The organism is Arthrobacter sp. R4, from assembly GCF_051365025.1.
Lineage (GTDB): Bacteria > Actinomycetota > Actinomycetes > Actinomycetales > Micrococcaceae > Arthrobacter.
Window position 1 is genome coordinate 101,385 of record NZ_JBLWIJ010000029.1, and the last position, 21,160, is coordinate 122,544.

The 21,160-nt window shown below is 66.4% G+C and carries 20 protein-coding genes; 8 read left to right on the forward strand and 12 right to left on the reverse strand.

Translation table 11 applies throughout. The annotated features are described in order from the left end of the window. Positions 1 to 23: 23 nt before the first annotated feature. The gene (gene rarD / locus ACLKOZ_RS17445) at positions 24 to 971 is read left to right on the forward strand and encodes an EamA family transporter RarD (RefSeq protein ID WP_337346293.1); all 948 of its coding nucleotides are present in this window, start codon (positions 24 to 26) and stop codon (positions 969 to 971) included. A 96-nt stretch (positions 972 to 1,067) separates the two neighbouring features. Here rarD and gabT read toward each other — a convergent pair whose 3' ends face one another. Continuing rightward, positions 1,068 to 2,438 (reverse strand): 4-aminobutyrate--2-oxoglutarate transaminase, encoded by a 1,371-nt coding sequence (gene gabT, locus ACLKOZ_RS17450; RefSeq protein WP_436476900.1) that lies wholly within the window; start codon positions 2,436 to 2,438, stop codon positions 1,068 to 1,070. 70 nt (positions 2,439 to 2,508) lie between these two features. Further along, the gene (locus tag ACLKOZ_RS17455; RefSeq protein ID WP_436476902.1) at positions 2,509 to 3,939 is read right to left on the reverse strand and encodes a gamma-aminobutyraldehyde dehydrogenase; all 1,431 of its coding nucleotides are present in this window, start codon (positions 3,937 to 3,939) and stop codon (positions 2,509 to 2,511) included. Between the two features lie 157 nt (positions 3,940 to 4,096). On the opposite strand from ACLKOZ_RS17455, the gene ACLKOZ_RS17460 reads away from it, so the two are divergent. Next, complete coding sequence (locus ACLKOZ_RS17460) at positions 4,097 to 5,533, forward strand: PucR family transcriptional regulator (RefSeq protein WP_337346261.1); 1,437 nt, start codon at positions 4,097 to 4,099, stop codon at positions 5,531 to 5,533. A gap of 81 nt (positions 5,534 to 5,614) precedes the next feature. Here ACLKOZ_RS17460 and ACLKOZ_RS17465 read toward each other — a convergent pair whose 3' ends face one another. Next, the gene (locus tag ACLKOZ_RS17465; protein WP_436476904.1) at positions 5,615 to 7,195 is read right to left on the reverse strand and encodes a CHAD domain-containing protein; all 1,581 of its coding nucleotides are present in this window, start codon (positions 7,193 to 7,195) and stop codon (positions 5,615 to 5,617) included. Positions 7,196 to 7,345: 150 nt separating this feature from the next. On the opposite strand from ACLKOZ_RS17465, the gene ACLKOZ_RS17470 reads away from it, so the two are divergent. The 3 genes from ACLKOZ_RS17470 (at position 7,346) to ACLKOZ_RS17480 (ending at position 10,596) form a co-directional block, all read left to right on the forward strand. Beyond that, the gene (locus tag ACLKOZ_RS17470; protein ID WP_436476906.1) at positions 7,346 to 8,566 is read left to right on the forward strand and encodes an MFS transporter; all 1,221 of its coding nucleotides are present in this window, start codon (positions 7,346 to 7,348) and stop codon (positions 8,564 to 8,566) included. Between the two features lie 6 nt (positions 8,567 to 8,572). Beyond that, positions 8,573 to 9,253 carry a FadR/GntR family transcriptional regulator gene (locus ACLKOZ_RS17475; RefSeq protein WP_436476908.1) on the forward strand — a complete coding sequence of 227 codons (681 nt, stop codon included), beginning with the start codon at positions 8,573 to 8,575 and terminating at the stop codon, positions 9,251 to 9,253. Between the two features lie 131 nt (positions 9,254 to 9,384). After that, positions 9,385 to 10,596 (forward strand): AI-2E family transporter, encoded by a 1,212-nt coding sequence (locus ACLKOZ_RS17480; RefSeq protein ID WP_436476910.1) that lies wholly within the window; start codon positions 9,385 to 9,387, stop codon positions 10,594 to 10,596. 86 nt (positions 10,597 to 10,682) lie between these two features. On the opposite strand, the gene ACLKOZ_RS17485 is transcribed toward ACLKOZ_RS17480, so the two are convergent. Then, positions 10,683 to 11,219, reverse strand: a complete 537-nt coding sequence (locus tag ACLKOZ_RS17485; RefSeq protein ID WP_436476912.1) for a hypothetical protein — start codon at positions 11,217 to 11,219, stop codon at positions 10,683 to 10,685. Positions 11,220 to 11,374: 155 nt separating this feature from the next. Between ACLKOZ_RS17485 and ACLKOZ_RS17490 the strand changes: the two genes are divergently transcribed. From ACLKOZ_RS17490 to ACLKOZ_RS17500, 3 genes are read left to right on the forward strand one after another with little or no spacing between them, the layout of a single operon-like run. Next, positions 11,375 to 11,665 carry a hypothetical protein gene (locus ACLKOZ_RS17490; RefSeq protein WP_436476914.1) on the forward strand — a complete coding sequence of 97 codons (291 nt, stop codon included), beginning with the start codon at positions 11,375 to 11,377 and terminating at the stop codon, positions 11,663 to 11,665. A 3-nt stretch (positions 11,666 to 11,668) separates the two neighbouring features. Next, positions 11,669 to 12,496 (forward strand): DUF1206 domain-containing protein, encoded by an 828-nt coding sequence (locus ACLKOZ_RS17495; RefSeq protein ID WP_436476916.1) that lies wholly within the window; start codon positions 11,669 to 11,671, stop codon positions 12,494 to 12,496. A 20-nt stretch (positions 12,497 to 12,516) separates the two neighbouring features. Then, the gene (locus ACLKOZ_RS17500) at positions 12,517 to 12,957 is read left to right on the forward strand and encodes an SRPBCC family protein (protein WP_436476918.1); all 441 of its coding nucleotides are present in this window, start codon (positions 12,517 to 12,519) and stop codon (positions 12,955 to 12,957) included. A gap of 110 nt (positions 12,958 to 13,067) precedes the next feature. On the opposite strand, the gene ACLKOZ_RS17505 is transcribed toward ACLKOZ_RS17500, so the two are convergent. From ACLKOZ_RS17505 to ACLKOZ_RS17540, 8 genes are all read right to left on the reverse strand, one after another. Further along, positions 13,068 to 14,534, reverse strand: a complete 1,467-nt coding sequence (locus ACLKOZ_RS17505; protein WP_436476920.1) for an FAD-dependent oxidoreductase — start codon at positions 14,532 to 14,534, stop codon at positions 13,068 to 13,070. Between the two features lie 99 nt (positions 14,535 to 14,633). After that, positions 14,634 to 15,896 (reverse strand): uroporphyrinogen-III C-methyltransferase, encoded by a 1,263-nt coding sequence (cobA, locus tag ACLKOZ_RS17510; protein WP_436476922.1) that lies wholly within the window; start codon positions 15,894 to 15,896, stop codon positions 14,634 to 14,636. 165 nt (positions 15,897 to 16,061) lie between these two features. Continuing rightward, positions 16,062 to 16,526, reverse strand: coding sequence for an SRPBCC family protein (locus ACLKOZ_RS17515; RefSeq protein WP_436476924.1), 465 nt, complete (start codon positions 16,524 to 16,526; stop codon positions 16,062 to 16,064). A 200-nt stretch (positions 16,527 to 16,726) separates the two neighbouring features. Beyond that, positions 16,727 to 17,692 carry an ABC transporter permease gene (locus ACLKOZ_RS17520; RefSeq protein WP_436476926.1) on the reverse strand — a complete coding sequence of 322 codons (966 nt, stop codon included), beginning with the start codon at positions 17,690 to 17,692 and terminating at the stop codon, positions 16,727 to 16,729. After that, entirely contained in the window at positions 17,682 to 18,407 is a 726-nt protein-coding gene (locus ACLKOZ_RS17525) for an ABC transporter ATP-binding protein (RefSeq protein ID WP_436476928.1), read from the reverse strand. The genes ACLKOZ_RS17520 and ACLKOZ_RS17525 overlap by 11 nt, the downstream gene beginning before the upstream one ends. Positions 18,408 to 18,461: 54 nt before the next feature. Continuing rightward, positions 18,462 to 19,592 carry an ABC transporter substrate-binding protein gene (locus tag ACLKOZ_RS17530; protein ID WP_436476935.1) on the reverse strand — a complete coding sequence of 377 codons (1,131 nt, stop codon included), beginning with the start codon at positions 19,590 to 19,592 and terminating at the stop codon, positions 18,462 to 18,464. A gap of 120 nt (positions 19,593 to 19,712) precedes the next feature. Continuing rightward, positions 19,713 to 20,879 (reverse strand): RtcB family protein, encoded by a 1,167-nt coding sequence (locus ACLKOZ_RS17535; RefSeq protein WP_436476929.1) that lies wholly within the window; start codon positions 20,877 to 20,879, stop codon positions 19,713 to 19,715. A gap of 109 nt (positions 20,880 to 20,988) precedes the next feature. Then, a partial coding sequence (locus ACLKOZ_RS17540) for an elongation factor 1-alpha C-terminal domain-related protein (protein ID WP_436476937.1) occupies positions 20,989 to 21,160 on the reverse strand: 172 nt, incomplete at its 5' end.

The window sequence follows — 21,160 nt, forward strand, 5'->3', positions numbered from 1 at the left end:
GGCCAACCGCGTCCCGGCAGGGCATGCCGGCTCCCGGGCTCAAGGCCGTGGACAAGGAGACGACGGCGGGGATCGCCTTCGGCATCGGCGCTTACGGCCTGTGGGGACTGCTCCCCGTGTACTTCTTTGTGCTGCAGCCGGCGGGCGCAGTGGAAATCGTGGCCAACCGGGTGGTCTGGTCGCTGATCTTCTGCGCGCTCCTCATTACCGTCACCCGCTCGTGGAGGGCGCTCACCGGAGCGTTCCGCGACCGTTCGGTCTTCGGTACCCTCACCATTGCGGCCGTCCTCATCGCCGTGAACTGGCTGACCTACACCTACGGCGTGACCACCGGCCAGGCGGTGGAAGCCTCCCTGGGCTACTTCATCAACCCGCTGGTGTCCGTGCTGCTCGGCGTGTTCGTCCTGAAGGAAAAGCTGCGTCCCCTGCAGTGGGCCGCCGTCGGAATCGGGTTTATTGCCGTGGGTGTGCTGACAGTGTCCTACGGCAAGCTCCCATGGATAGCACTGACGCTGGCAGTGAGCTTCGGCCTGTACGGTTTTGTGAAGAAACGCGTGGGGCCAAAGGTCGACGCCGTGACTTCCCTCAGCGTGGAGACCATGGTCCTTACCCCGCTGGCCGCCGCCACCATGGTGTGGCTGGGCGTCAGCGGCACGGCCACGCTGACCAGCTACGGTCCCGGGCACTTCTGGCTCCTGCTGGCCTCCGGCGTCATCACCGCCGTGCCGTTGCTGTTTTTCGGCGCCTCCGCACGGCGGCTGCCGATGACCACCATTGGGCTGCTGCAGTACTTCGCGCCCATCCTCCAGTTCATTGTGGCGCTTGTGGTGTTCCGGGAGGCCATGACGCTGGAGCGCTGGATCGGCTTCGGCGTGGTGTGGCTCGCGCTGCTGGTCCTCACCGTGGACATGCTCCGCGCCACCCGCAAGAACTCCGTGGCGAGGAAGCTGGCCCGCACCTCAACCCCCTGAAGCGCGGACACGTGAGGCCCTGGAACATCAGTTTCCAGGGCCTCACGTGCTTGTTCGCGCCGTTGCGAGGGGGCGCTAACTCTGTAGCGGTGCGTCCTAGGCGTTGGCCTTGATGGCGGCGGCCAGGACGTCCAGGCCATCGTTCAGCAGCTCGTCGGTGATGACCAGCGGAGGCAGCAGGCGGATGACGTTGCCGTACGTGCCGCAGGTGAGGATGATGACACCCTCCTTGAGGCAGGCAGCAGCCACGGCCTTGGTCAGCTCCGGGTTGGGTTCCTTGGAGCCGGCCTGGACCAGTTCGATGGCCAGCATGGCGCCGCGGCCGCGGATGTCCCCGATCACGGCGTTGCCGGCGCCGGCCAGCTCGGACTGGAGTGCTTGCAGGCGCCCGGTTGCGAGGGCCTCGATGTGGCGGGCCCGGCCGGCGAGGTTGTACTCCTCCATGGAGCCGATGGCAGCGAGTGCGGCGGCACAGGCCACCGGGTTTCCGCCGTAGGTCCCGCCCAGGCCGCCGGGGTGGACGGCGTCGAGCAGGTCGGCGCGGCCGGTGATGGCGGACAGCGGCATGCCGCCGGCAATGCCCTTGGCCATGGTCATGATGTCCGGGACAACGCCCTCGTGGTTAACGGCGAACCATTCGCCGGTGCGGCAGAAGCCGGACTGGACCTCGTCGGCGATGAAGACGATGCCCTTCTCCTTGGCCCAGTCGGCCAGCGCCGGCAGGAAGCCGTCCGCCGGAACGATGAAGCCGCCTTCGCCCTGGATGGGCTCGATGATGATGGCGGCCACCTGGTCGCCGCCGATCTGCTTCTCGATCATGGTGATGGCACGCTTGGCAGCCTCGGCACCGGTGATCGAGGGGTTTTCCTCGCGGTACGGGTAGCTCATGGGCATGCGGTAGACCTCGGGCGCGAACGGGCCGAAGTTGGTTTTGTACGGCATGGCCTTGGCCGTCAGCGCCATGGTCAGGTTGGTGCGGCCGTGGTAGGCGTGGTCAAAGGCGACGACGGCGTCACGCCCGGTCGCGAGGCGGGCCACCTTGACGGCGTTCTCCACTGCCTCGGCACCGGAGTTGAACAGCACGGTGCGCTTCTCGTGCTCGCCCGGGGTCAGGCGGTTGAGCTGCTCGGCGAGGGCAACGTAGCTTTCGTACGGGGTGACCATGAAGCACGTGTGGGTGAAGTGCTCCACGGCTTCCTTCACGGCACCGACGACGGCGGGATCGGACGCGCCGACGCTCGTCACCGCGATGCCCGAGCCGAGGTCGATGAAGGAGTTGCCGTCGACGTCGTGGATGATGCCGCCGTCGGCGTCCGCAACGTAGACGGGAACGCTGGAGGCAACTCCGGCGGCGACCACTGCCTTGCGGCGTTCGGTCAGGGCCACGGACTTGGGACCCGGGAAGTCCGCCTGGACGCGGCGCTTCTGCTCCAGGCGGAAGGTGATTTCACTTGCGGTGGTGGTCATGGCGAAGCCTTTCTTCAAAGCTGGGGTGAGGCGAAAAGGTTGGGGGGCCAGTGGGGACTAGGCGGCTGGGTTATGCATCAAGCGCACTCATCACGTGCTTGATGCGCGTGTAGTCCTCAACGCCGTACATGGAAAGGTCCTTGCCGTAGCCGGACTGTTTGAAGCCGCCGTGCGGCATCTCGGCGGTGAGGAGGATGTGGGTGTTGATCCACACTGCACCGAAGTCCAGGTCGCGGCTCAGGCGCATGGCCGTGCCATGGTCGGACGTCCAGACGCTGGAGGCCAGGGCGTAGTCGACGTCGTTCGCCAGCTCCACCGCTTCTTCCTCGGTGCTGAACTTCTGCACCGTGATGACCGGGCCGAACGTTTCCTTCTGGACGATGTCGTCCGTCTGCTTCGCGCCGGTGACGATGGTGGGTTCGAAGAAGAAACCCTTCTCCCCCGCACGGTGGCCGCCGGTGACAATTTTGCAGTTCTCCGGGAGGTGCTCCACCACGGACGTGACGGCGTTGAAGTGGTTCACGTTGTTCAGCGGGCCGAAGTAGTTCTCTTCATCGTTCTGCGAGCCCGTGTGCAGGGTCTTGGTGTGTTCCACCATGGCCGCCACGACGTCGTCGTGGACTGAGTCCTCCACCAGCACGCGGGTGATGGCGGTGCAGTCCTGGCCGGCGTTGAAGAAGGCGAATTCCGCGATGGCCGCCGCGCTCTTCTTGATGTCGGCGTCCTTGAAGACGATGGCCGGGGCCTTGCCGCCGAGCTCCAGGTGGGCGCGCTTGAGGCCCTTCGCAGCGCCGGATGCCACGGCGATGCCGGCGCGGACCGAGCCCGTGATGGAGACCAGCCCGGGGACTTTGTGGTCCACCATCATCGCGCCGGTTTCACCGGTTCCGAGCACCACGTTCAGCACGCCGGCTGGGAGGATGTCCCCTGCGAGGCGGGCCAGCACGAGGGTGGATTCCGGCGTGGTGTCCGAAGGCTTGAGGACCACGGTGTTGCCGGCGGCCAGGGCGGGGCCGATCTTCCAGATGGCCATCAGGAAGGGGTAATTCCAGGGCGCGACCTGGGCCACGACGCCGATGGGCTCGCGGCGCACGTAGGACGTGTGGCCTTCGAAGTACTCGCCGGCGGACTTGCCTTCAAGGATGCGGGCGGCGCCGGCGAAGAAGCGGAGCTGGTCGGCGCCGGCGGCGATTTCCTCGGAGGCGATGAGTGAGCGGACCTGGCCGGTGTTGCGGTGCTGCGCTTCGACGAGTTCGTCGCTGTTGGCTTCGATGGCGTCGGCGAGCTTGAGCAGCATGAGCTGGCGCTGGCCGGGGGTGACGTGCTTCCAGCTCTTGAACGCATCCTTGGCGGCTGTCATGGCCGCATCAACGTCCGCCTGGATGGAGACGGGCGACTGCGCCACGACCTCGCCGTTGGTGGGATTGACGATGTCCAGCAGGCTGGTGCCGGCGGGCGTGACGAACTCACCGTTGATGAAGTTCTGCAAGGTTTGAACCACGGTGTGCAACCTCTTTCATAGGAATCATCAGCTGCGAAGCGGATGGATGCGACTGCTTTGAGCCTATGCCAGCGCCCTTGGCCAGGGAATAGCCACCTGCACACCCTTGAGGGAAATGTTTAGTGCGGTTGACCAGCGTCCGGTTATCCTTGGAACCATGGCCATTTCCCTCGCTGCTCTCCTTGGCGTGAGCTCCCTAAACCTGTCCAAGGCAGGCCTCGCCGAGACCACCTGGCACCAGGACATCAACTGGGTGGCCGTGACCGAACTTGAGGATCCGCAGCGGTTCATCAACGGCGGTGAACTGGTGCTCACCACGGGGCTGCGCCTGAAGTCAGCGCCGGAGCAGCGCAGGTTTGTCCGGCAGGTCCAGCGCGCCGGGGCAGTGGGGATCGGATTCGGTATCGGCCTCTCGCACGACGTCGTCCCGCCAGCGATGATTGCCGAGGCAAACCGCTGGGGCCTGCCGATGGTGGAAGTCCCCTATGAGACCCCGTTCATTGCCATCGGCAAGCTCGTGGCGGATGCCCAGTCCGCGGACCACTACTCCAAACTGGAGCGGCTGATCGCCGGGCACCAGGTCCTGGCCCGTGCGCTCCTGACCGGCGGCGGCCTGGCGGAGCTCCTGAAGCACCTGGGCAGCATGCTCCGGACCGACATCGCACTCACCCAGTTCACGGCGCAGCTCTACAACAGCAGCAAGGAGCACCCCTCCGCGGACACGTGGGCCTCCTACCCGATCCCTACTGGCCGGCGGGATGCCTGCACGCTGTGGGTACGCCAGCCGTTCGAGGACTCAGGCATCATCGGTTACGCCCAGAACCTGATCAGCGTGGAGCTGAACAACATGGTCAAGCAGCGCCAGGCCCAACGCGCACTGTGCGGCCAGGTACTGGAGGACGTCATCCACGGCGCCCTCGAAACCAGCGAGGCCCAGCGCCGTCTTGCCGGCGTGGGGCTGAACAGCACGCGCAAGAACGTGGTGCTCCTGGCTGTCTCCGCCGCCCACCACAAGGCCTTGGTGAGCACCTCGGTGCCGCAGCCCCTGGAGAACGCGGTGGCCGCCGTCGTCGGGAAGGACCTGGCAGTGGTGATTAACGACGACGGCGGCGCGGCACCTGCGCTGGCCCGCAAACTCAGCGATCACCTGGCTGAGGCGGGCATCCATGCGACGATCGGCATCGGCGGCGCGTACACCAAGCCCAACGGCCTGCGCTGGAGCTACTTTGAGGCCCGCGACGCGGCCAGCCACGGCCTGCCGGTGAACGAGCCCGAACGCCTCAGCCTGACCTCGCTGCTGCTGGCCAGCGAGGACGTCCCGCTGGCGGATATGGCCAACGAGTCCCTCAATCCGCTGCGGGCCTTCGACTCCGCCCACGGCGCGGAACTGATGACCACGCTGGAGAGCTACCTGAGCAACAACGGTTCGGTGGCCGCCGTTGCCGAGGCCCTGACCCTGCACCGGAACACCGTGCGCTACCGCTTGGCCCAGATCACCGAGCTGACCGGCTACGACCCCTCGGTCACGGCGGACAGGGTACAGCTGTGGCTTGCCCTGGCGGTGGCCCGGCTCGGCGGCCGGCAAGGCAAGTAGCCCCCGTCCCCCGCCCAACTAGGTAGCAGCAGATGCTGTTATGAGGGCTCATAACGACACCTGCTGCTACCTAGTTGGGGCCTAGAGCACTCCCGCCTTGAGCCGCTTCTTGGATTTCTTGCGCACCTTCAGGTACTTCTTCTCGGCGGCGGCGGCGAGCTGTACCTGCCGGGTCTTGAGCGTGACGTACGCAGACGCGACCGGTTCCGGCACGCCGGACGCGGTGGCGCACCCAGCCAGGAGATCCCGGGCGATGACGCTGTCGTGGAAATCGCCGAGAGCCTGCTGCTGCCGGTGCGCGGCCTTGGCGACCTTAGCCGCGCGCTTGCCATAGACCGGGCCCGCCGATTCCGCCACATGCCGCAGTTTCTTGGCATTCTTGCGGACCTGGTGCAGCGCGGTCTCGTATGGGGCGCCCCGACGCGTGTTCTTCGCGCCGCGGTGCGACCGGCGCAAGCGTTTGGCAGCCTTGTTGACCGCCTTGCCCGAAATCTTGCGTCCTGAAGACGCACCTTCCGGACGGACCGGGGGGTGGTCGCGGAAGCTTTCGAGATCGTCAAGGAGCCTGTAGTAACGCTCGGAAAGGAGGGCCTTCTGGAGCTTCCGGTAGCCGGCGTCCAGGGTATCGCCCAGTTCCTTCTCGAGCCACCCCTTCCCTGCCGCTGCGGCCTCCTCTGGCGGAAGGTCGCCGATGTGCCCGCGGAGCCTGTCCAGCATGACCTGGGCATCGCGCGGTTCCCCCAGGAGCCTGCCGAGCAGTCTGAGTTCATCCCGCAGCCGCCGGACTGTCACGGCGTCGTAGAGCCGGCGGTAAGCCGAGAGTGCCGAGCGTGCCCGGCGGGCGGCTGAGCGCATGTCGTGCACCGCTTCTGGCTCCTCCAGCCGGACACCCGCATCGTGAACCAGGATTTCCCGGATCTGCGCGGCAAGGTAGGCGGTAACGACGGCGGTGGCAGGCGATTTCTTCCCCGGCAGCGGAACGGCGGGAACCGCTGTGTCAGTGGCACCCTGGCCCGGCGCGCCGGCGAGCGCCCGCGCGAGCTTGGACACGTGTTCCGAGGGCTTCGCTCCAGCATCGGCCAGGACCGCCGCCGCTGCAGGGAAGAGGTCGGGGCTGCCGTGCACGAGCTCAAGTTCCCATTCACGCCACTGCTGCGTACTGCCCGGCCCGTCCTCCGCACCAAGCAACGCGGCGCTGACCCGGTCATCGAGGAGGTCCGCGAGGTGCGTGCCGTCCTCGCCATACAGCGGGTGCGTGGTCCGCTCGGTTTCCAGCCTGACCACAGGTGCCACAGTGTCACCGCGCAGGTAGGCGCGCAGGTGCGCCATCAGCCTGTCAGGCACGACGTCGGGCTGGCCCAGCGGTTCATGAAGCTCGCGCCGCTGCTGGGGTGCTGAATCAGGATCGGTCGCCGGCGCTTCCGGGGCGGCTTCGGGCGGCAGTTTCAGGTGCCATCCGGCATCGGCACCGCCGGTCCGCCGCCGCAAGGTCATCCGCCGGGAAGCCAGGGTATGCCGGCCCGTGTCAAAGTACACTGCATCCAGGGTTGCCGTGCGCGGCTCCCCCACGCGCGCCACCCCCGGCACATCGGTGAGCGAAGGTACCTCGGCCGACGCGCCGACGTCGTACTTCTTTTCGATCTCGACTCCCTCGGAAACCACTGCAGGCCGTCCTTCCGCATCAGTGCGGCGCCTCCGGACCAGGTTGCCCGGACATGCCGTGGCCACGAGTCTATTGCCCCGAAGTTAACGGCGGGGAGAGATTTACCACAAAACCGTAGACATCAAACGTCTAACGTCTAACCTTAGAAGATGCCCATCGCCGCCCCTGCCCCCTCAGCACTGCAAGCTTCACCACCCAAACCGCGCACCGCCGTCGCGTTCGGTGTCATTGCGCTGGTGCTGATTGGCCTGAACCTCCGAGCCGGGATCACCGGGGCGTCGGCGCTGCTGCACGATCTGCAGCTGGTGCTCGGCTACGGGCCGCTGGTGGCATCGATCATTCCGTCCATTCCCACGCTGTGTTTCGCGGTGGCGGGCGCGGGCACGTCCTGGCTCACGGGGCGGCTGGGCGTGGAGAAGGCCATCCTGCTGGCGCTGGCCATGCTGGCCGGCGGCTTGATGGTCCGGGGCATTCCGGCCACGGGCGCACTGGTGGCCGGCACGGTCCTGGGCATGTCCGGGCTGGCCGTCTGCAACGTTGCCATGCCGTCCTTCATCCGCGAGCACTTCGCCCGCCGTACGTCGCTCATGACCGCCCTGTATACGGTGACCATGACCACCGGGGCCACTGTGACCGCCGTCGCCGTGGTCCCTCTCGCCCAGGCACTCGGCTCGCCTTCGGCCGCCGTCGGAGCGATCGGCATCATGGCCATGGCGGCGTTCCTGGGCTTCCTGCCCGTGGCCCTGCACGCGCACCGCAACAGCACGCGCACCAAAGCTGGCCCCATCTCGCCGTGGCCGCTGCTGCGTACCCGCAAGGGGCTGCTCCTCACCGCGATCTTCACCCTCCAGGCCCTGCTCGCTTATGCCCTGCTGAGCTGGTTCCCGTACATGCTCACCACCATGGGGCTCAGCGCCTCCGCGAGCGGCCTGATGTACGGGCTGATGCAGCTCGTGTCCGTGCCCGCCGGGATGGTCCTGATTGCCATCGGCTCCCGGCCCCGGATGCTCCGCCCGGCGTTCTACCTGGCCAGCGTCACCATGGCCGTGGGCGTGGCGCTGCTGCTGTTCCTGCCCGTCACGCTCGCCGTGGTCCCTGCCGTCATGCTGGGCTTCGGTTTGGGAATATTCCCGCTGGTGATGGTGATGATCAGCCGCAGCGGCGAGAGCACGGCGGAGACCACGGCGCTTTCCACCCTCGCCCAGTCCACTGGATACCTGCTGGCTACCGCAGGCCCGTTCGGCACAGGGCTGCTGCATAGTGCCACCGGCGGCTGGACGCTGCCGCTGGCCATCCTGCTGGGCCTCGCCCTGGTCCAGATCGTTGTTGCGCACCTGATCAGTGGCCGGCCGGCCGCTCAGAAGAAGTAGGACATCATGACCCTGAGCACCTCGCACCGCCAGCCGCTTGCCGACGAAATCACCGCCAAACTGCGGGCCATGATCCACTCCGGCGAATGGCCGCTCCAGCAGCGGATCCCGTCCGAACCCGAATTGATGGCCAAGCTGGGCGTCTCCCGCGGTACGCTCCGCGAAGCAATCAAGGCCCTGGCCCACAGCGGCATGCTGGAAGTCCGGCGCGGGGACGGCACCTACGTCCGCGCCACCAGCGAAATGTCCGGCGCGGCGCGGCGCATGTACCAGGATCACACCGAGGCGCACATCCTTGAGGTGCGGGTGGGGTTGGACACCCAGGCTGCGCGCCTCGCCGCCCGGCATGCAACGGCCGACGACGTCTCCGCCCTCCGCGCTTTGCTCGCCGAACGCGACAAGGCCTGGCACGCAGCCGACTACGCGGCATGGGCCCGCGCCGACTGGGGTTTCCACGAGCGTGTGGCCCAGGCATCCCGGAACCCGCTTTTGCATGAGCTGTACGTCAGCTTCGGCGATGTTTTCCACGACGACCTCCTGAACCAGCAGCGCCGCGCCGGCTTCGAAGGACTTCCCCATGAGGGCCACGGCGCCCTGGTGGACGCCATCGAGGCCCGCGACGGGGAAGCCGCCGTGGCCAGTGTCAACCGGAACCTGAACTCCTGCGCGGAGTGGCTCGGGGCGTAGCCCGGCGGCACAGGGTTTCGTCGGGGTTTCGTCGGCGCCTAATCGGTCAGTAGGCTTACTATCCTAGTGAGGTAGTCATGCCTGCGTTGCGCCCCCGCACCCAGGCCCCCGCTTGACGATGAGGAGTTCCCATGGCGCGAGCACCACGCCTGACCGAACGCGGGCCGGGCAGTGAGAACCCGCGGCCGGCACCAACCGATGAAGCGGCCCGGCCGAAGCCCGCAGCCGTCAGCCGGGTGAAGGAATCCAAACCGGCCAGCGCCTTGTGGGCCGACTCTCTGGGCAGGGTAGGCATCCGCTCCGCCCAGGTCCTGCTGATTCTGGCCGTCGCCGTGGTCTCGGTCTACGCCCTGATGCAGATTAAGCTCCTGGTGATTCCGGTCCTGATCGCGCTGATCCTGGCCGCAGCCATCGGCCCGTTCGTGAACATGCTTCGGCGCCGAGGCATACCGGGCGCCGCCGCAACGGGCATTGCCTTTGTTGCCCTCCTCATTTTGCTCGGCGGCGTCTCCACGGTGATCTATTTCTCGGTCCGTAGCCAGTGGACAGAGCTGGCGCAGCAGGCCTCGTCAGGCCTGGACGAACTGGAGAACTTCCTGCGCAATGGCCCCGTGCCCATCGACCAGGAGCAGCTAAACCAGGCGCGTGAGGGGATCATTCAGTTCGCTACGAGCAGCCAGGTCCGCTCAGGTGCCATCACCGGCCTGTCCGTGGTGACCGAGTTCATCACCGGGACCATCCTGATGGTGGTCATCCTGTTCTTCTTCCTCAAGGACGGCGCCAAGATCTGGAACTTTTTCCTGCGGCCGTTCAAGGGTGAGCGCGAAGCGAAACTCCGCCGCGTGGGAAGCCGCACCCTGGAGGTGCTGGGCGGCTATGTCCGTGGCACCGCCATCGTGGCCCTGGTGGATGCAGTAGCAATCGGCGCAGCGCTCCTCATCCTGCAGGTACCGCTGGCGTTCCCGCTGGCCATCATCGTCTTTATGACCGCCTTCATTCCGCTGGTGGGGGCAACGGTGGCGGGCATCCTCGCGGCACTGGTTGCCCTCGTTGCCAACGGCCCCGTGGTGGCGCTGATCGTCGTCGCGGTGGTTGTGGCCGTCAACCAACTGGAGGGCGACTTCCTGCAGCCTGTCGTCATGGGCAAGTCCCTCCAGCTCCATGCCCTGGTGATCCTGATGGCACTGACCGCTGGCACCATCCTCGCGGGCATCGTGGGCGCGGTGCTGGCCGTCCCGCTGGCCGCTGTGGCCTGGGCCATCATCCAGGTGTGGACTGCGGAAGACCCTAACCTCCAGGACATGAACCCGGACCTTCCACCGCCCAACAGCCAGCCCGTCTGACACCGGCACCAGGGCTTCCGCAGGGGAACGCCCGACGGCGGCCAGGCACCTGGGTGCCGGACCGCCGTCGTACTTCCCGGTGCCGTTTAGGAGCGGAGGCCGGCGAAGACGTTCTTGGGCCGCTGCATCTCGCCGTGCTTCGCACCCAGGATGATGACCACTGCGGCGAAGGCCGGTATGGTCCACTGCAGCATCTTGAGCTGCTGCTGTGCCGACTTCAGCTCCTCGGACGCCTCCGGCGCGGGCTCCGTAGCGCCGCGCGCGCCCTCATCGGCGAGCTTGTCCACCTTCTTGCCAAGGAGGCCGGCATAGAGCGTCACTGCAGCGCCGGCGACTGTCACCGCCGTCTTAATCACGGTGTCCCGGGCCACACCCTCCTGCTTGGCGATACGGCCCTTGTTCTCCCAGGCGATGGCGAGGTCGGCCACCAGGTGTGAAGCGAATGCTGCCGTCTGGATGGGCGCCCACTTCATCCAGCCGGAACTGGAGAGCCTTGTGCGCTCCGCCGGATCCTTGGCCTCCGCGGCTGCCCCGTTGAGCCCGATCGCTCCCATCAGCGAACCGCCGAACCATGCCGCAGCGCTCAGGTCGTGAACGGACCGGGCAACAAGATTTCCTGCCATGATGTGGTTTCCTAACGTCGAACTGGTTCCGAAATGCCGCGGGTGCGGTCTTTATTAACCGTGTCCAATAAAGGTCATGGTCAGGCTATGGTAAGCACACTTACTAATGTTACGAAACCCCGACTTCCAGCACTGTTACGCGTAATATCGTCGCCATGGAGAACACTGGGACCTTATTTGGCTGGGCATTCGGGGACCCCGCCCGCCAAGATGACGAGTCATACCTGGCAGGCCTGGAGAAGGAAGCGTTGGAAAACGCGACGGCGACAGCAAAAGCCAAAGGCGTAACGGTGGTTGAAGGCTCAGAAGTCTTCACGGCCCTCAGCGCCCATGACAGCCTGGTGGAGCTGGACCACGCTCCCGGCAAGCTCGTGGTCCGCTGCACCGTGCACGTGGAAGGCCCCGGTGCCGGGAAGATGCATGCCGAAGGGCCCATGAACGGCTGACTCATGGCAGACGGGGAATCCAGCATCAGCGAGGCGGCAGACGCCGTCGAGGAGGCGTCGGACACCAAGGCGCTGGACATCGTGGCGCGCTCCGGATTTGCCGTGATGGCCCTGCTTCACATCATTGTTGGCGCCATTGCCATTGCCCTCGCTTTCGGCCAGCCGGGTCAGGCGGAGGCCACCGGCGCCATAGAGCAGTTGGCCGCAAACCCTTGGGGCCCCGCGGTGCTGTGGGCCTGCGTCATTGCCTGCACCGGCCTGGCGCTGTGGCAACTGAGTGAAGCAACGCTGCGGGCACGGCACCGGCCCGGCACGAAGCGGCTCGGGAAGCTGATCTCGTCAGGCTGCCTGGCAATTGCCTACGGAAGCGTGGGCCTGAGCTTTGCTGGCTTCGCCATCGGCATGCGCGGGGACTCGGGAGACACCACCCGGGACTTCAGCACCGCACTCCTGAACGCCCCGCTCGGGCTGCCTGTGCTGGTGGCCGTGGGGCTGACCACCATGGGCGTGGGCGTCTATTTCGTGGTGAAGGGCCTGCGGCGCGGGTTCAAGAAGGAGCTCTTCCGGTTTGAAGGCACGCGCCGTGGCCACCTGATCGACTCACTGGGGGTTGCCGGCCACGTGGCCAAGGGCGTGGCGCTGAACCTGGCCGGGCTGTTGTTTGTCATCGCAGCCGGCAAACAGAGCCCCGAAGAATCCACCGGCCTGGACGGAAGCCTCAAGGCGCTCCGCGACCACCCGTTTGGCCCGTACCTGCTCGTCGCGATCGGGGCGGGCTTCATTTGCTATGGCATGTTCGCGCTGGTCCGGGCGCGTTTCGGCCGGATGTAACCACCAATGGAGGAAAACCCATGTCAACCGTGAGCCGCCTGTTCAACTCTCCTGCCGACGTCGTCTGGAAGGTGATCGCCGACGGCTGGCTGTACTCCGGCTGGGTAGTGGGCGCCTCCCGCATCCGGGCCGTAGATGCGAACTGGCCCGAGGCCGGCGCCAGGCTCCACCACTCAGTGGGCGCCTGGCCGCTGGTGATCAACGACAGCACCCGCGTTGCCGCCGTCGAGCCCGGCCGCTCCATGGAACTGGTGGCCCGCGGCTGGCCGCTGGGTGAAGCAAAAGTGATGATCACGCTGGAGGACCTGGGCACCCAGTGTCGAGTCTCCATCGCCGAGGATGCCATCCGCGGACCTGGCAAGCTGGTCCCCAAGGTGCTGCGCGACCCGCTGATCGACGTTCGGAACCGCGAGACCCTCAGCCGGCTGGAACTGATGGCCGCCGGCGGGGCGGGGAGCTAGCCCAACCGGGTTAACGCAAAAGCGCGAACCGGCAGCGGACGACGGCAAACCTGCGGTTTGGAGTCGGTAACTGCCGGTTCGCGCCGTGTGAAGCGGGAACCGGTCCGAAATCAGACGTTCGCGGCTACGCCGTCGCGGGAGATGGCAACCATGTCCTCGCGCGGCACTACCTTGATGCGCTCACGCTTGACCTCAACACCGTGGGATCCGCCGGCTTCCGTGGCTGCGGCACCCAGCGCGAGCTCGTGGGCGTCCAATGCAAGCCAGCCTTCCCAGCTGGTGAACTTTACGCCGCGGGCGTCGAGAAGCTCAACGACGGCGTCCGCCTCGGGAACAGCGGCAACCGGAAGGTTTTCGCGGTCTTCCAGCAGGTATGTCACTGTCTCCAGCGCATCGCCCTTGGTGTGGCCGATGAGGCCGACTGGACCGCGCTTGATCCAGCCAGTGGCGTAGATACCCGGCACGTGGGTGCCTGCGGCATCCAGGACGCGTCCGCCGTCGTTCGGGACAACACCCTTCTTGTGGTCGAACTCGATCTCCGGCAGGGCCGAGCCGAAGTAGCCGATGGCGCGGTACACGGCCTGGACCGGGTAGTCCACGAACTCGCCGGTGCCGCGGGCGTTGCCCGTCCCATCCAGCTCCGTGCGCTCGAACTTCATGCCGGCCACCTTGCCCGGCGTCTCGGCGTCGTCGTAGATTTCCACCGGGCTGTGCAGGAAGTGCAGGTGCAGGCGGCGGGAGGCGGTGAGCTCGGAGAGGTCCTCGGGCTGCTCGGCGATCCAGTTGGTGAGCGTGCCCACCATGGTCTTGACCTGGTTGTTGCTCTGGATCAGGCGATCTGATTCCTCATCGAACTCGAAGTCCTCGGCGTAGAGGATGATGTCCACGTCCTTGGAGTGGGACAGCTCGCGCAGCTCCAGCGGGGTGAACTTCACCTGGGCGGGGCCACGGCGGCCGAAGACGTGCACGTCCGTGACGGGCGAGTTCTTCAGGCCGGCGTAGACGTTGTCCGGGATTTCGGAGACCAGCAGGTCATCGGCGTGCTTAGAGAGGACACGGGCCACGTCCAGTGCCACGTTGCCGTTGCCGATCACGGCGATTTCCTTCGCGTCCAGCGGCCATTCACGCGGAACGTCGGGGTGGCCGTCATACCAGGAGACGAAGTCCGCGCCGCCGTAGGAGCCGTCCAGCTCGATGCCGGGGATGTTCAGGTCCGCGTCCTTGATGGCGCCCGTAGCGAATATGACGGCGTCGTAATGTGTGCGGAGGTCCTCGATGGAGAGGTCCGTGCCGTAGTCCACGTTGCCGAAGAATCGGATATCCCCCCGGTCCAGGACCTTGTGCAGGGCGTTGACGATGCCCTTGATGCGGGGGTGGTCCGGGGCCACGCCGTAGCGGATCAGGCCGTAGGGTGCCGGGTAGCGGTCAAAGAGGTCGATGCTCACGGTAAGTTCGCCGCTCTTGACGGCTTCGCTCTTGGTGAGGATGTCCGCAGCGTAGACGCCTGCCGGGCCGGAGCCCACAACGGCAACGCGCAGCGGACGCTCGGCAGATCCTACGGTGGTGCTGGTTGACACGGCTGTGTTCCTTTTCTTCGATCCGGCCCAACTAGGTAGCAGTAGATGTCGTTATGAGGGCTCAAAACAACATCTGCTGCTACCTAGTTGGGTGGGGGGCTAGGTGGTGAGGACTCGGGGCTTGTTCGGGCTGGTGGTGCTGTAGTCGGCTGTCTTGAAGTGCGACGGCGCGAAAGGGCTCACGCGCACCACGTCACCGATCACAATCACTGCGGGATTCGCGACGCCGGCGGCTTCCGCCTGGTCGGCGATGGAACCGAGCGTGCCGATGGTCACGCGCTGATTCGGCAGATAGCCGTTCTCAACGATGCCAACTGGAGTGTCCAGAGGCAAACCAGCGGCGGCCAGGGCGGCAGCGGAATCCCGGAGGGCGGCCACTCCCATCAGCAGGACTACGGTGTGGTCAGGACGGGCCGGGACTTCGGAAAGTTCCTCGTGGCCGGTGACCACGCTGAAGCCCTTGGCCAGGCCGCGGTGCGTCACGGGGATACCTGCGGCGGCGGGAACGGAGATCGCGGACGTGACGCCGGAGACAACTTCAACCTCGACGCCGTGCTGCCGGCAGTATTCGGCTTCCTCACCGCCGCGGCCCAGGACGTACGGGTCGCCGCCTTTGAGCCGAACCACACGGTGGCCGGCCAGGGCTTCTTCGACAAGGATCCGGTTGATCCCGGCCTGCGGCACAGGATGATTCCCCGGGGTCTTGCCCACCTCGATGACACGGACATCCGGGGCGAGTTCGTTAAGCAGTTCGCGCGGGCCGAGGCGGTCTGCCACCACGACGTCGGCCTGGCCCAGGAGGCGGCGGCCGCGGACGGTGATGAGGCCGGTGTCGCCCGGCCCGCCGCCCACGAGGGCAACGGAACCTGCATTTTTCGGAGCCCGACGGCGGCGCAGCGGGAGATCCCCCGTCTCCAGGGCGGTGGCGACGGCATTGCGCAATGCCATGGCCCGGCGCGGGTCTCCCCCGGCGTTCACCGCAATCTGTACGTCGTCCACTACGGCGACGGCGGGGGTCCACGCGGCTGAGGCTTCGTGGTCAGAGGCGTTGACGCACCAGATGCGCTGTGCCTCGGCGTCGGCTGAAACCTGGGTGTCCACGGCGGAATTGCCCGTGGCTGTCTGGACAAACCAGACGCCGTCGACGTCGGACGGAAGGTACGTGCGCGGCTCCCAGGTGAGGAGGCCGGAGTCGGCCAGTTCCACCAGGGCCTGGCAGGCAACGGGAGCCACGACGGTAACGCGAGCACCGGCGTCGAGCAGCCCCTTGGCGCGGCGCGCCGCAACGGGTCCGCCGCCCACCACCAGCACGGGGCGGCCGAGCAGCCGCAGTGCTGTGGGGTAAATATCCTGAATTGCCATGGATCAACGGTAGGGCGCCGTCACATTCGCCAACAACGGCGCGGAAACACCAGTTCACGTAAGGTAACGCTGCGTCACATAGGGCGGCGCCTCAAAAAGGCGCCGTTGCGGGGCACATTGGCGGCGATTCGGCCCTAGGCAGGCTCAATCCGCGCCGTGTCCGTCTCAAAGTGCCCCAGTTCGGCTGCCGGTGCCTGCCAGGAACCGGCCGCGGTTGCTGATCAGCCGCATCAGGTACCGCCGGAGGATCAGGTTCTCCGCCAGCCGGCCCAGGAACCCGAACGGCGCCGTGAACTCCACACGGTCGGTCATGATGGTGCCCGTGGCCATGGACTGGAACTCATGGACGTGGCGGAAGGCCTTAAACGGGCCGCTGACCTGCTCGTCCGTGAAGCTGGTTGGAAACTCGAGGGCCGTGATCCTGCTGGTCATCGTCAATGGGACGCAGAAATGCCGGGCCCGCCAGGTCACCTCCTGACCCTCACCGATCAGCCCGGTCACCACGCCACCGACGGCACGTTCCCCGGCGCCCTTTTGCGAGTCAACATGCGCGTCAATGCTGCGGGCCAGGTCAAAAAGCCGCTCCCTGGGGAGGGAAGATTCAGTGCGGCACACAAAGCTCACAGTCATGGCGCCAGTCTGCCAGACCATAGGCTTGTGCCCGGCGACGCAAATGCGTCACTTTTGGGACGGCCCGGCGTTGGGTCCCGCGGATTTCCGGGCCTCTGGGCATCCGGGCTGGCCAAAACTTACGCCATTGGGTGGCGGCAAACAGCAGGGCCCGACGGCGGTACTCGCCGTCGGGCCCTGCAGTCCAGTTTTCGGAGGGGTCAGCGCGTGCTGCCGGAGAGGAGGCCGCGGCTGCGGAGGAGCCGTTTCTCAATCGGTGCAAAGACAAGCAGTTCGATCAGGATGCCGACGCCGAGGATGAGCAGGATCGCGGACATCACCACGGTCATGTCGGACAGGATGCGGCCCTGGTCCAGCAGCGAGCCGAGGCCGAAGCCGATGGTGCCGCCCACGGCGATGATTTCTGCCGCCATCAGGGACCGCCACGAGAACGCCCAGCCCTGCTTCAGTCCGCCGAGGTAGCCGGGAAGGGCCGCGGGCAGGATGATCTGCACGGCCATCTGGAGGCGGTTCGCGCCCAGGACCGTGCCCACGCGGCGGTACTGCGGCGGAATCTGGTCCACGCCGGAGATCAGGCCGTTGATGATGGACGGGATGGCGCCCATGAACACCACGAAGTAGACGGTGGCGTCGGTCAGTCCGAACCAGATAATCGCGGCCGGAACCCAGGCCACCGAAGGCAGCACCTGAAGTCCGGAAATCAGTGGTCCGAAGGCCCGGCGCAGCGGAGCAACCTGGGCCAGCAGGAGTCCCACCGGGGTGGCGATGGCGACGCTGATCAGGAACCCGACCAGCCCGCGCTGCAGCGAGGTCCAGACCGCTTCCTGGAGTTTGCCTTCGCCCCAAAGGACGCCGACCTGGCCCAGGACATCGAGCGGGCCGGGCACGAGGTCGCGGCGCTTCACGCCAAGGGAGACATAGAACTGCCAGATCAGGACCAGGACCACCAGGGCGGCTACCGGCAGCAGGATACGGCTCCAGTCGATGTGTGCCTTGCGGGCGGCGTCGAATTGCAGGGAATCCAGGCCGGATTCCAGCTCGCGCAGGTCCTCGCGACCGGTGGAGGTCCGGGTCAGGGCTGCGTGGATGTGCCGGGACTCGGGCTGGGTCTCTGCAGGCTCCACCACAGCGTTACTCTCGGCCAGGGGTGTGGGGTTATTTGGCATGGCGGCGAATCTCCTCCCGGAGCCGGGCGGTGATGACCCCGGTCAGCTGTCCGGCCAGGCCGGCGTCGGTTCGGTGTTCCTCGGTGACGGCCCATTCCTCCACTACCCGGCCCGGGCGGGAGGACAGCAGCAGCACGCGCTGGCCCAGCCGCACGGCCTCGCGGACGTTGTGGGTCACAAAAACGATAGTCCGCCCGGTTTCCTTCCAGATGCGTTCCAGCTCGTCGTGGAGGAGGTCCCTGGTGATGGCGTCCAGTGCCGCGAACGGCTCATCCATGAGCAGCAGCTGCCGGTCCTGGGCGAGCGAGCGTGCCAGCGAAACACGCTGGCGCATGCCGCCGGAGAGCTCGTGCGGGCGCTTGTCCCCGGCTCCGCCGAGGTGCACCAGTTCCAGCAGCTCGTTGGCCTTGGCGCGGCGCTCGGCCTTGCCCACTCCGCGCAGCTGCAGGGCCAGCTCGATGTTCTCCCGGGCCGTGAGCCACGGGAACAGGGCGGCATCCTGGAACATAAAGGCGGCTCCGTCGCTGGGCACCTCCAAGGCGCCCGACGTCGGGAGCTCAAGTCCCGCCATGATGTTCAGCAGGGTGGATTTGCCGCAGCCGGAAGCACCGAGGAGGGCGACAAACTCGCCGGACGCGATGTTGGCGTTGACGTCGTCCAGCACCGGGGCGCCGTCGCCGAAGCGCTTGCCCAGGTTCTCCAGTACGACTGGCATGGTCCCGTCCTTACGTTGGTGGTGCGGTTGCTGGGGTGGTGTGCGGGTGCGTCGTCAGTCCTGGCCGAGGCCGGCTGCGGAGATCGATTTTCCGGTGACTTCGTTCAGTGCCCGGAGGTCGAACAGGCCGTTGATGTCCGCCTGCTTGGTGGTGCCGGCGTCCACCCCGTCCTTCAGCAGCTTGGGGTAGGTTCCGGCCAGCGGATCCACCGTGAAAATGATGTTCTTCAGCGAGCGGTCGATGATGTCGGCAGGCAGGGCGGCGCCAGCGGATTCCTGAAGCGCGGCATTGATGACCGCCGCCTTTTCCGCGGATGGGGTGTCGTTGAGCCAGGCCACGGATTTGGCGTGCCCGCGGAGGAGGGCCTTGACCGTGTCCGGGTGCTGCGCCGCGAAGGCCTTGTTGACGATCAGAATGGTAGTGGGGAACTCCCCCGGTTTGCCGGACGCTGAACCGTCCCAGAGGTCCTTTTCGTCCACCAGCACCTTGGCCCCGGCCTGGAGCACCAGGCGCGAGGCCCAAGGCTCAGGCAACCACGCGCCGTCGAGCTTTCCGTCCTGGAAGAGCTTAAGCGTCTGCGCGTTTTCGGTGGGGTTGATGGCTACATCGCCGCTGCCATCAACGTTCGTGTCGTAGCCTTGCGAGCCAAGCCAGGCGCGCAGCGCCACGTCCTGCGTCCCGCCGAGCTGCGGGGACGCGAGGGTCTTACCCCTCAGGTCCGCGGCGGAGTCGATTTCCGGCCGGACCACCAGCTGGGCACCGCCGGCGGCAGCACCCGCGATGACGCTGACGGATTGCCCCTGGCTCTTGACGAAGGAATTGATGGCCGGGTTCGGGCCAATGTAGGCGGCGTCGATCGCTCCGGCGTTCAGGGCCTCAATAGCAGCCGGCCCGGCGTTGAAGGTTTCGGTGCTGAGCTTCGTGGTGCCCAGTTCCTTGGCCAGGAAGCCCTGGTTGATGCCCACGAGCGCTGCCGCGTGCGTGATGTTGCCGAAGTAGCCGAGCTTCAGTTCTTCAGCAGGGGTGGGCGACGGCGTCGCGGCCTGGGCGTCAGTGTTACGCGAAATGCTGGACGCCACCACGGCGCCGACGGCGATCAGGAGGACCAGCCCAATGGCCAACGCAGCCTCAATGGCACGCTTGCGCCTGGGCACCGCGCTTTCACCGGCCACGATCCGGGTCATCCCGGGCTTGGAACTAGTCATTGTTTCACCATAGGGAGTGCCGATAGCCCGTTCAACGAAGCAGAAACGGGGGGTCACGCAGGTTCATCTGACGTCACATTCGCTGCCCAGGAAGAGCCTTCAGTTGCCCTTGACGTTGACCAGCTGGCGCAGCTTGTGCCGCACCTTCACCAGGTCCGCGGCGTCCCGCATCACCACATCGATGGGCTTGTAGGCGGCCGGGATCTCGTCGATGAAGGCCTCAGATGCGCGGAACTCGATCCCGTGCATCGCCTCCTTCAGTTCGGCGAGGGTGAAGGCCTTACGGGCGGCGTTCCGGGAGTACTCCCGGCCGGCACCGTGCGGCGAGGAGTTCAGCGACGCCGGGTTGCCCAGGCCTTCCACAACGTACGACGCTGTCCCCATGGAACCCGGAATAAGTCCCGGATCGCCGGGTTCAGCCCTGATCGCTCCCTTGCGTGAGACCCACACGGACTTGCCGTAGTGCGTCTCCAGCTGGGTGAAGTTGTGGTGGCAGTTGATGCGTTCGCGTTCCCTGACATGCCCGCCCAGCCAATGGCTGAACTGCGTAATGACCCGGTCCATCATTTCCTCGCGGTTCAGCAGCGCGAAATGCTGGGCCCAGCGCAGCTCCTCGATATACCGCCTGAACTCGGACGTGCCCTCCTCCAGGTAGGCGAGGTCGGGGTCGGGCAGCCTGGTCCCCCGTTTCCGGGTCACCTGCTGGGCGACGCCGATATGATGCTGGGCGATCTTGTTGCCGACGCCTCGTGAGCCGGAGTGCAGGAACAGCCAGACGGCGTCGGTCTCGTCTGCGGAGACCTCGATAAAGTGGTTCCCGGACCCCAGGGAGCCCAGCTGCAGTTCCCACTTCGCCAGGTACTGGGCTGGGTTGAAGCCCGCCGTGGCCGCCAGCTTCCTGAGCTCGGCGATCCGCGGCTCGGCAGTGGCCTGGACTGACCGGTTGTTGTGTCCGGCGGACAGCGGAATGGCCCGTTCGATGTCCTCGCGCAGCCTTTTCCGGTCCCGGGGCAGTTCCTTCACGGAGTACTGGGTCCGCACGGCGATCATGCCGCAACCGATGTCCACTCCGACGGCGGCCGGAATGATGGCATGGAGGGTGGGAATGACCGAACCCACGGTGGCGCCCTTGCCCAGGTGGGCGTCCGGCATCAGGGCAAGGTGCGGGTAGATGAAAGGCAGCGTCGAGGTGGCCAGCGCCTGCTCAAGGGTCTTGGCGTCCAGGATCGAGGCCCAGCTCATGAGCTTGCTGTTGATGGTCTCCACGCTTCGCCTCCCACCCTTAAGGATACGAAAACGACAAAACCGCGGCTTGTTCGCAAAACCGGCCCGTGAAGGCCAGGATCTGCGAACAAGCCGCGGTTTCGGGACAATCTCAGATGGAGTAGCGCTCGTCCTCGTGGTCGCCGGGGTGGTCCTTGACCAGGCCCGCGGCCAGCGTGTTGCCGTCCAGCGGGTCGATCACCAGGAACGCGCCGGTACGGCGGTGGTGCAGGTAGTTCTCCAGTGGCAGCGGTGCGGAAAGCCGGAGCTGCGCGTGGCCGATG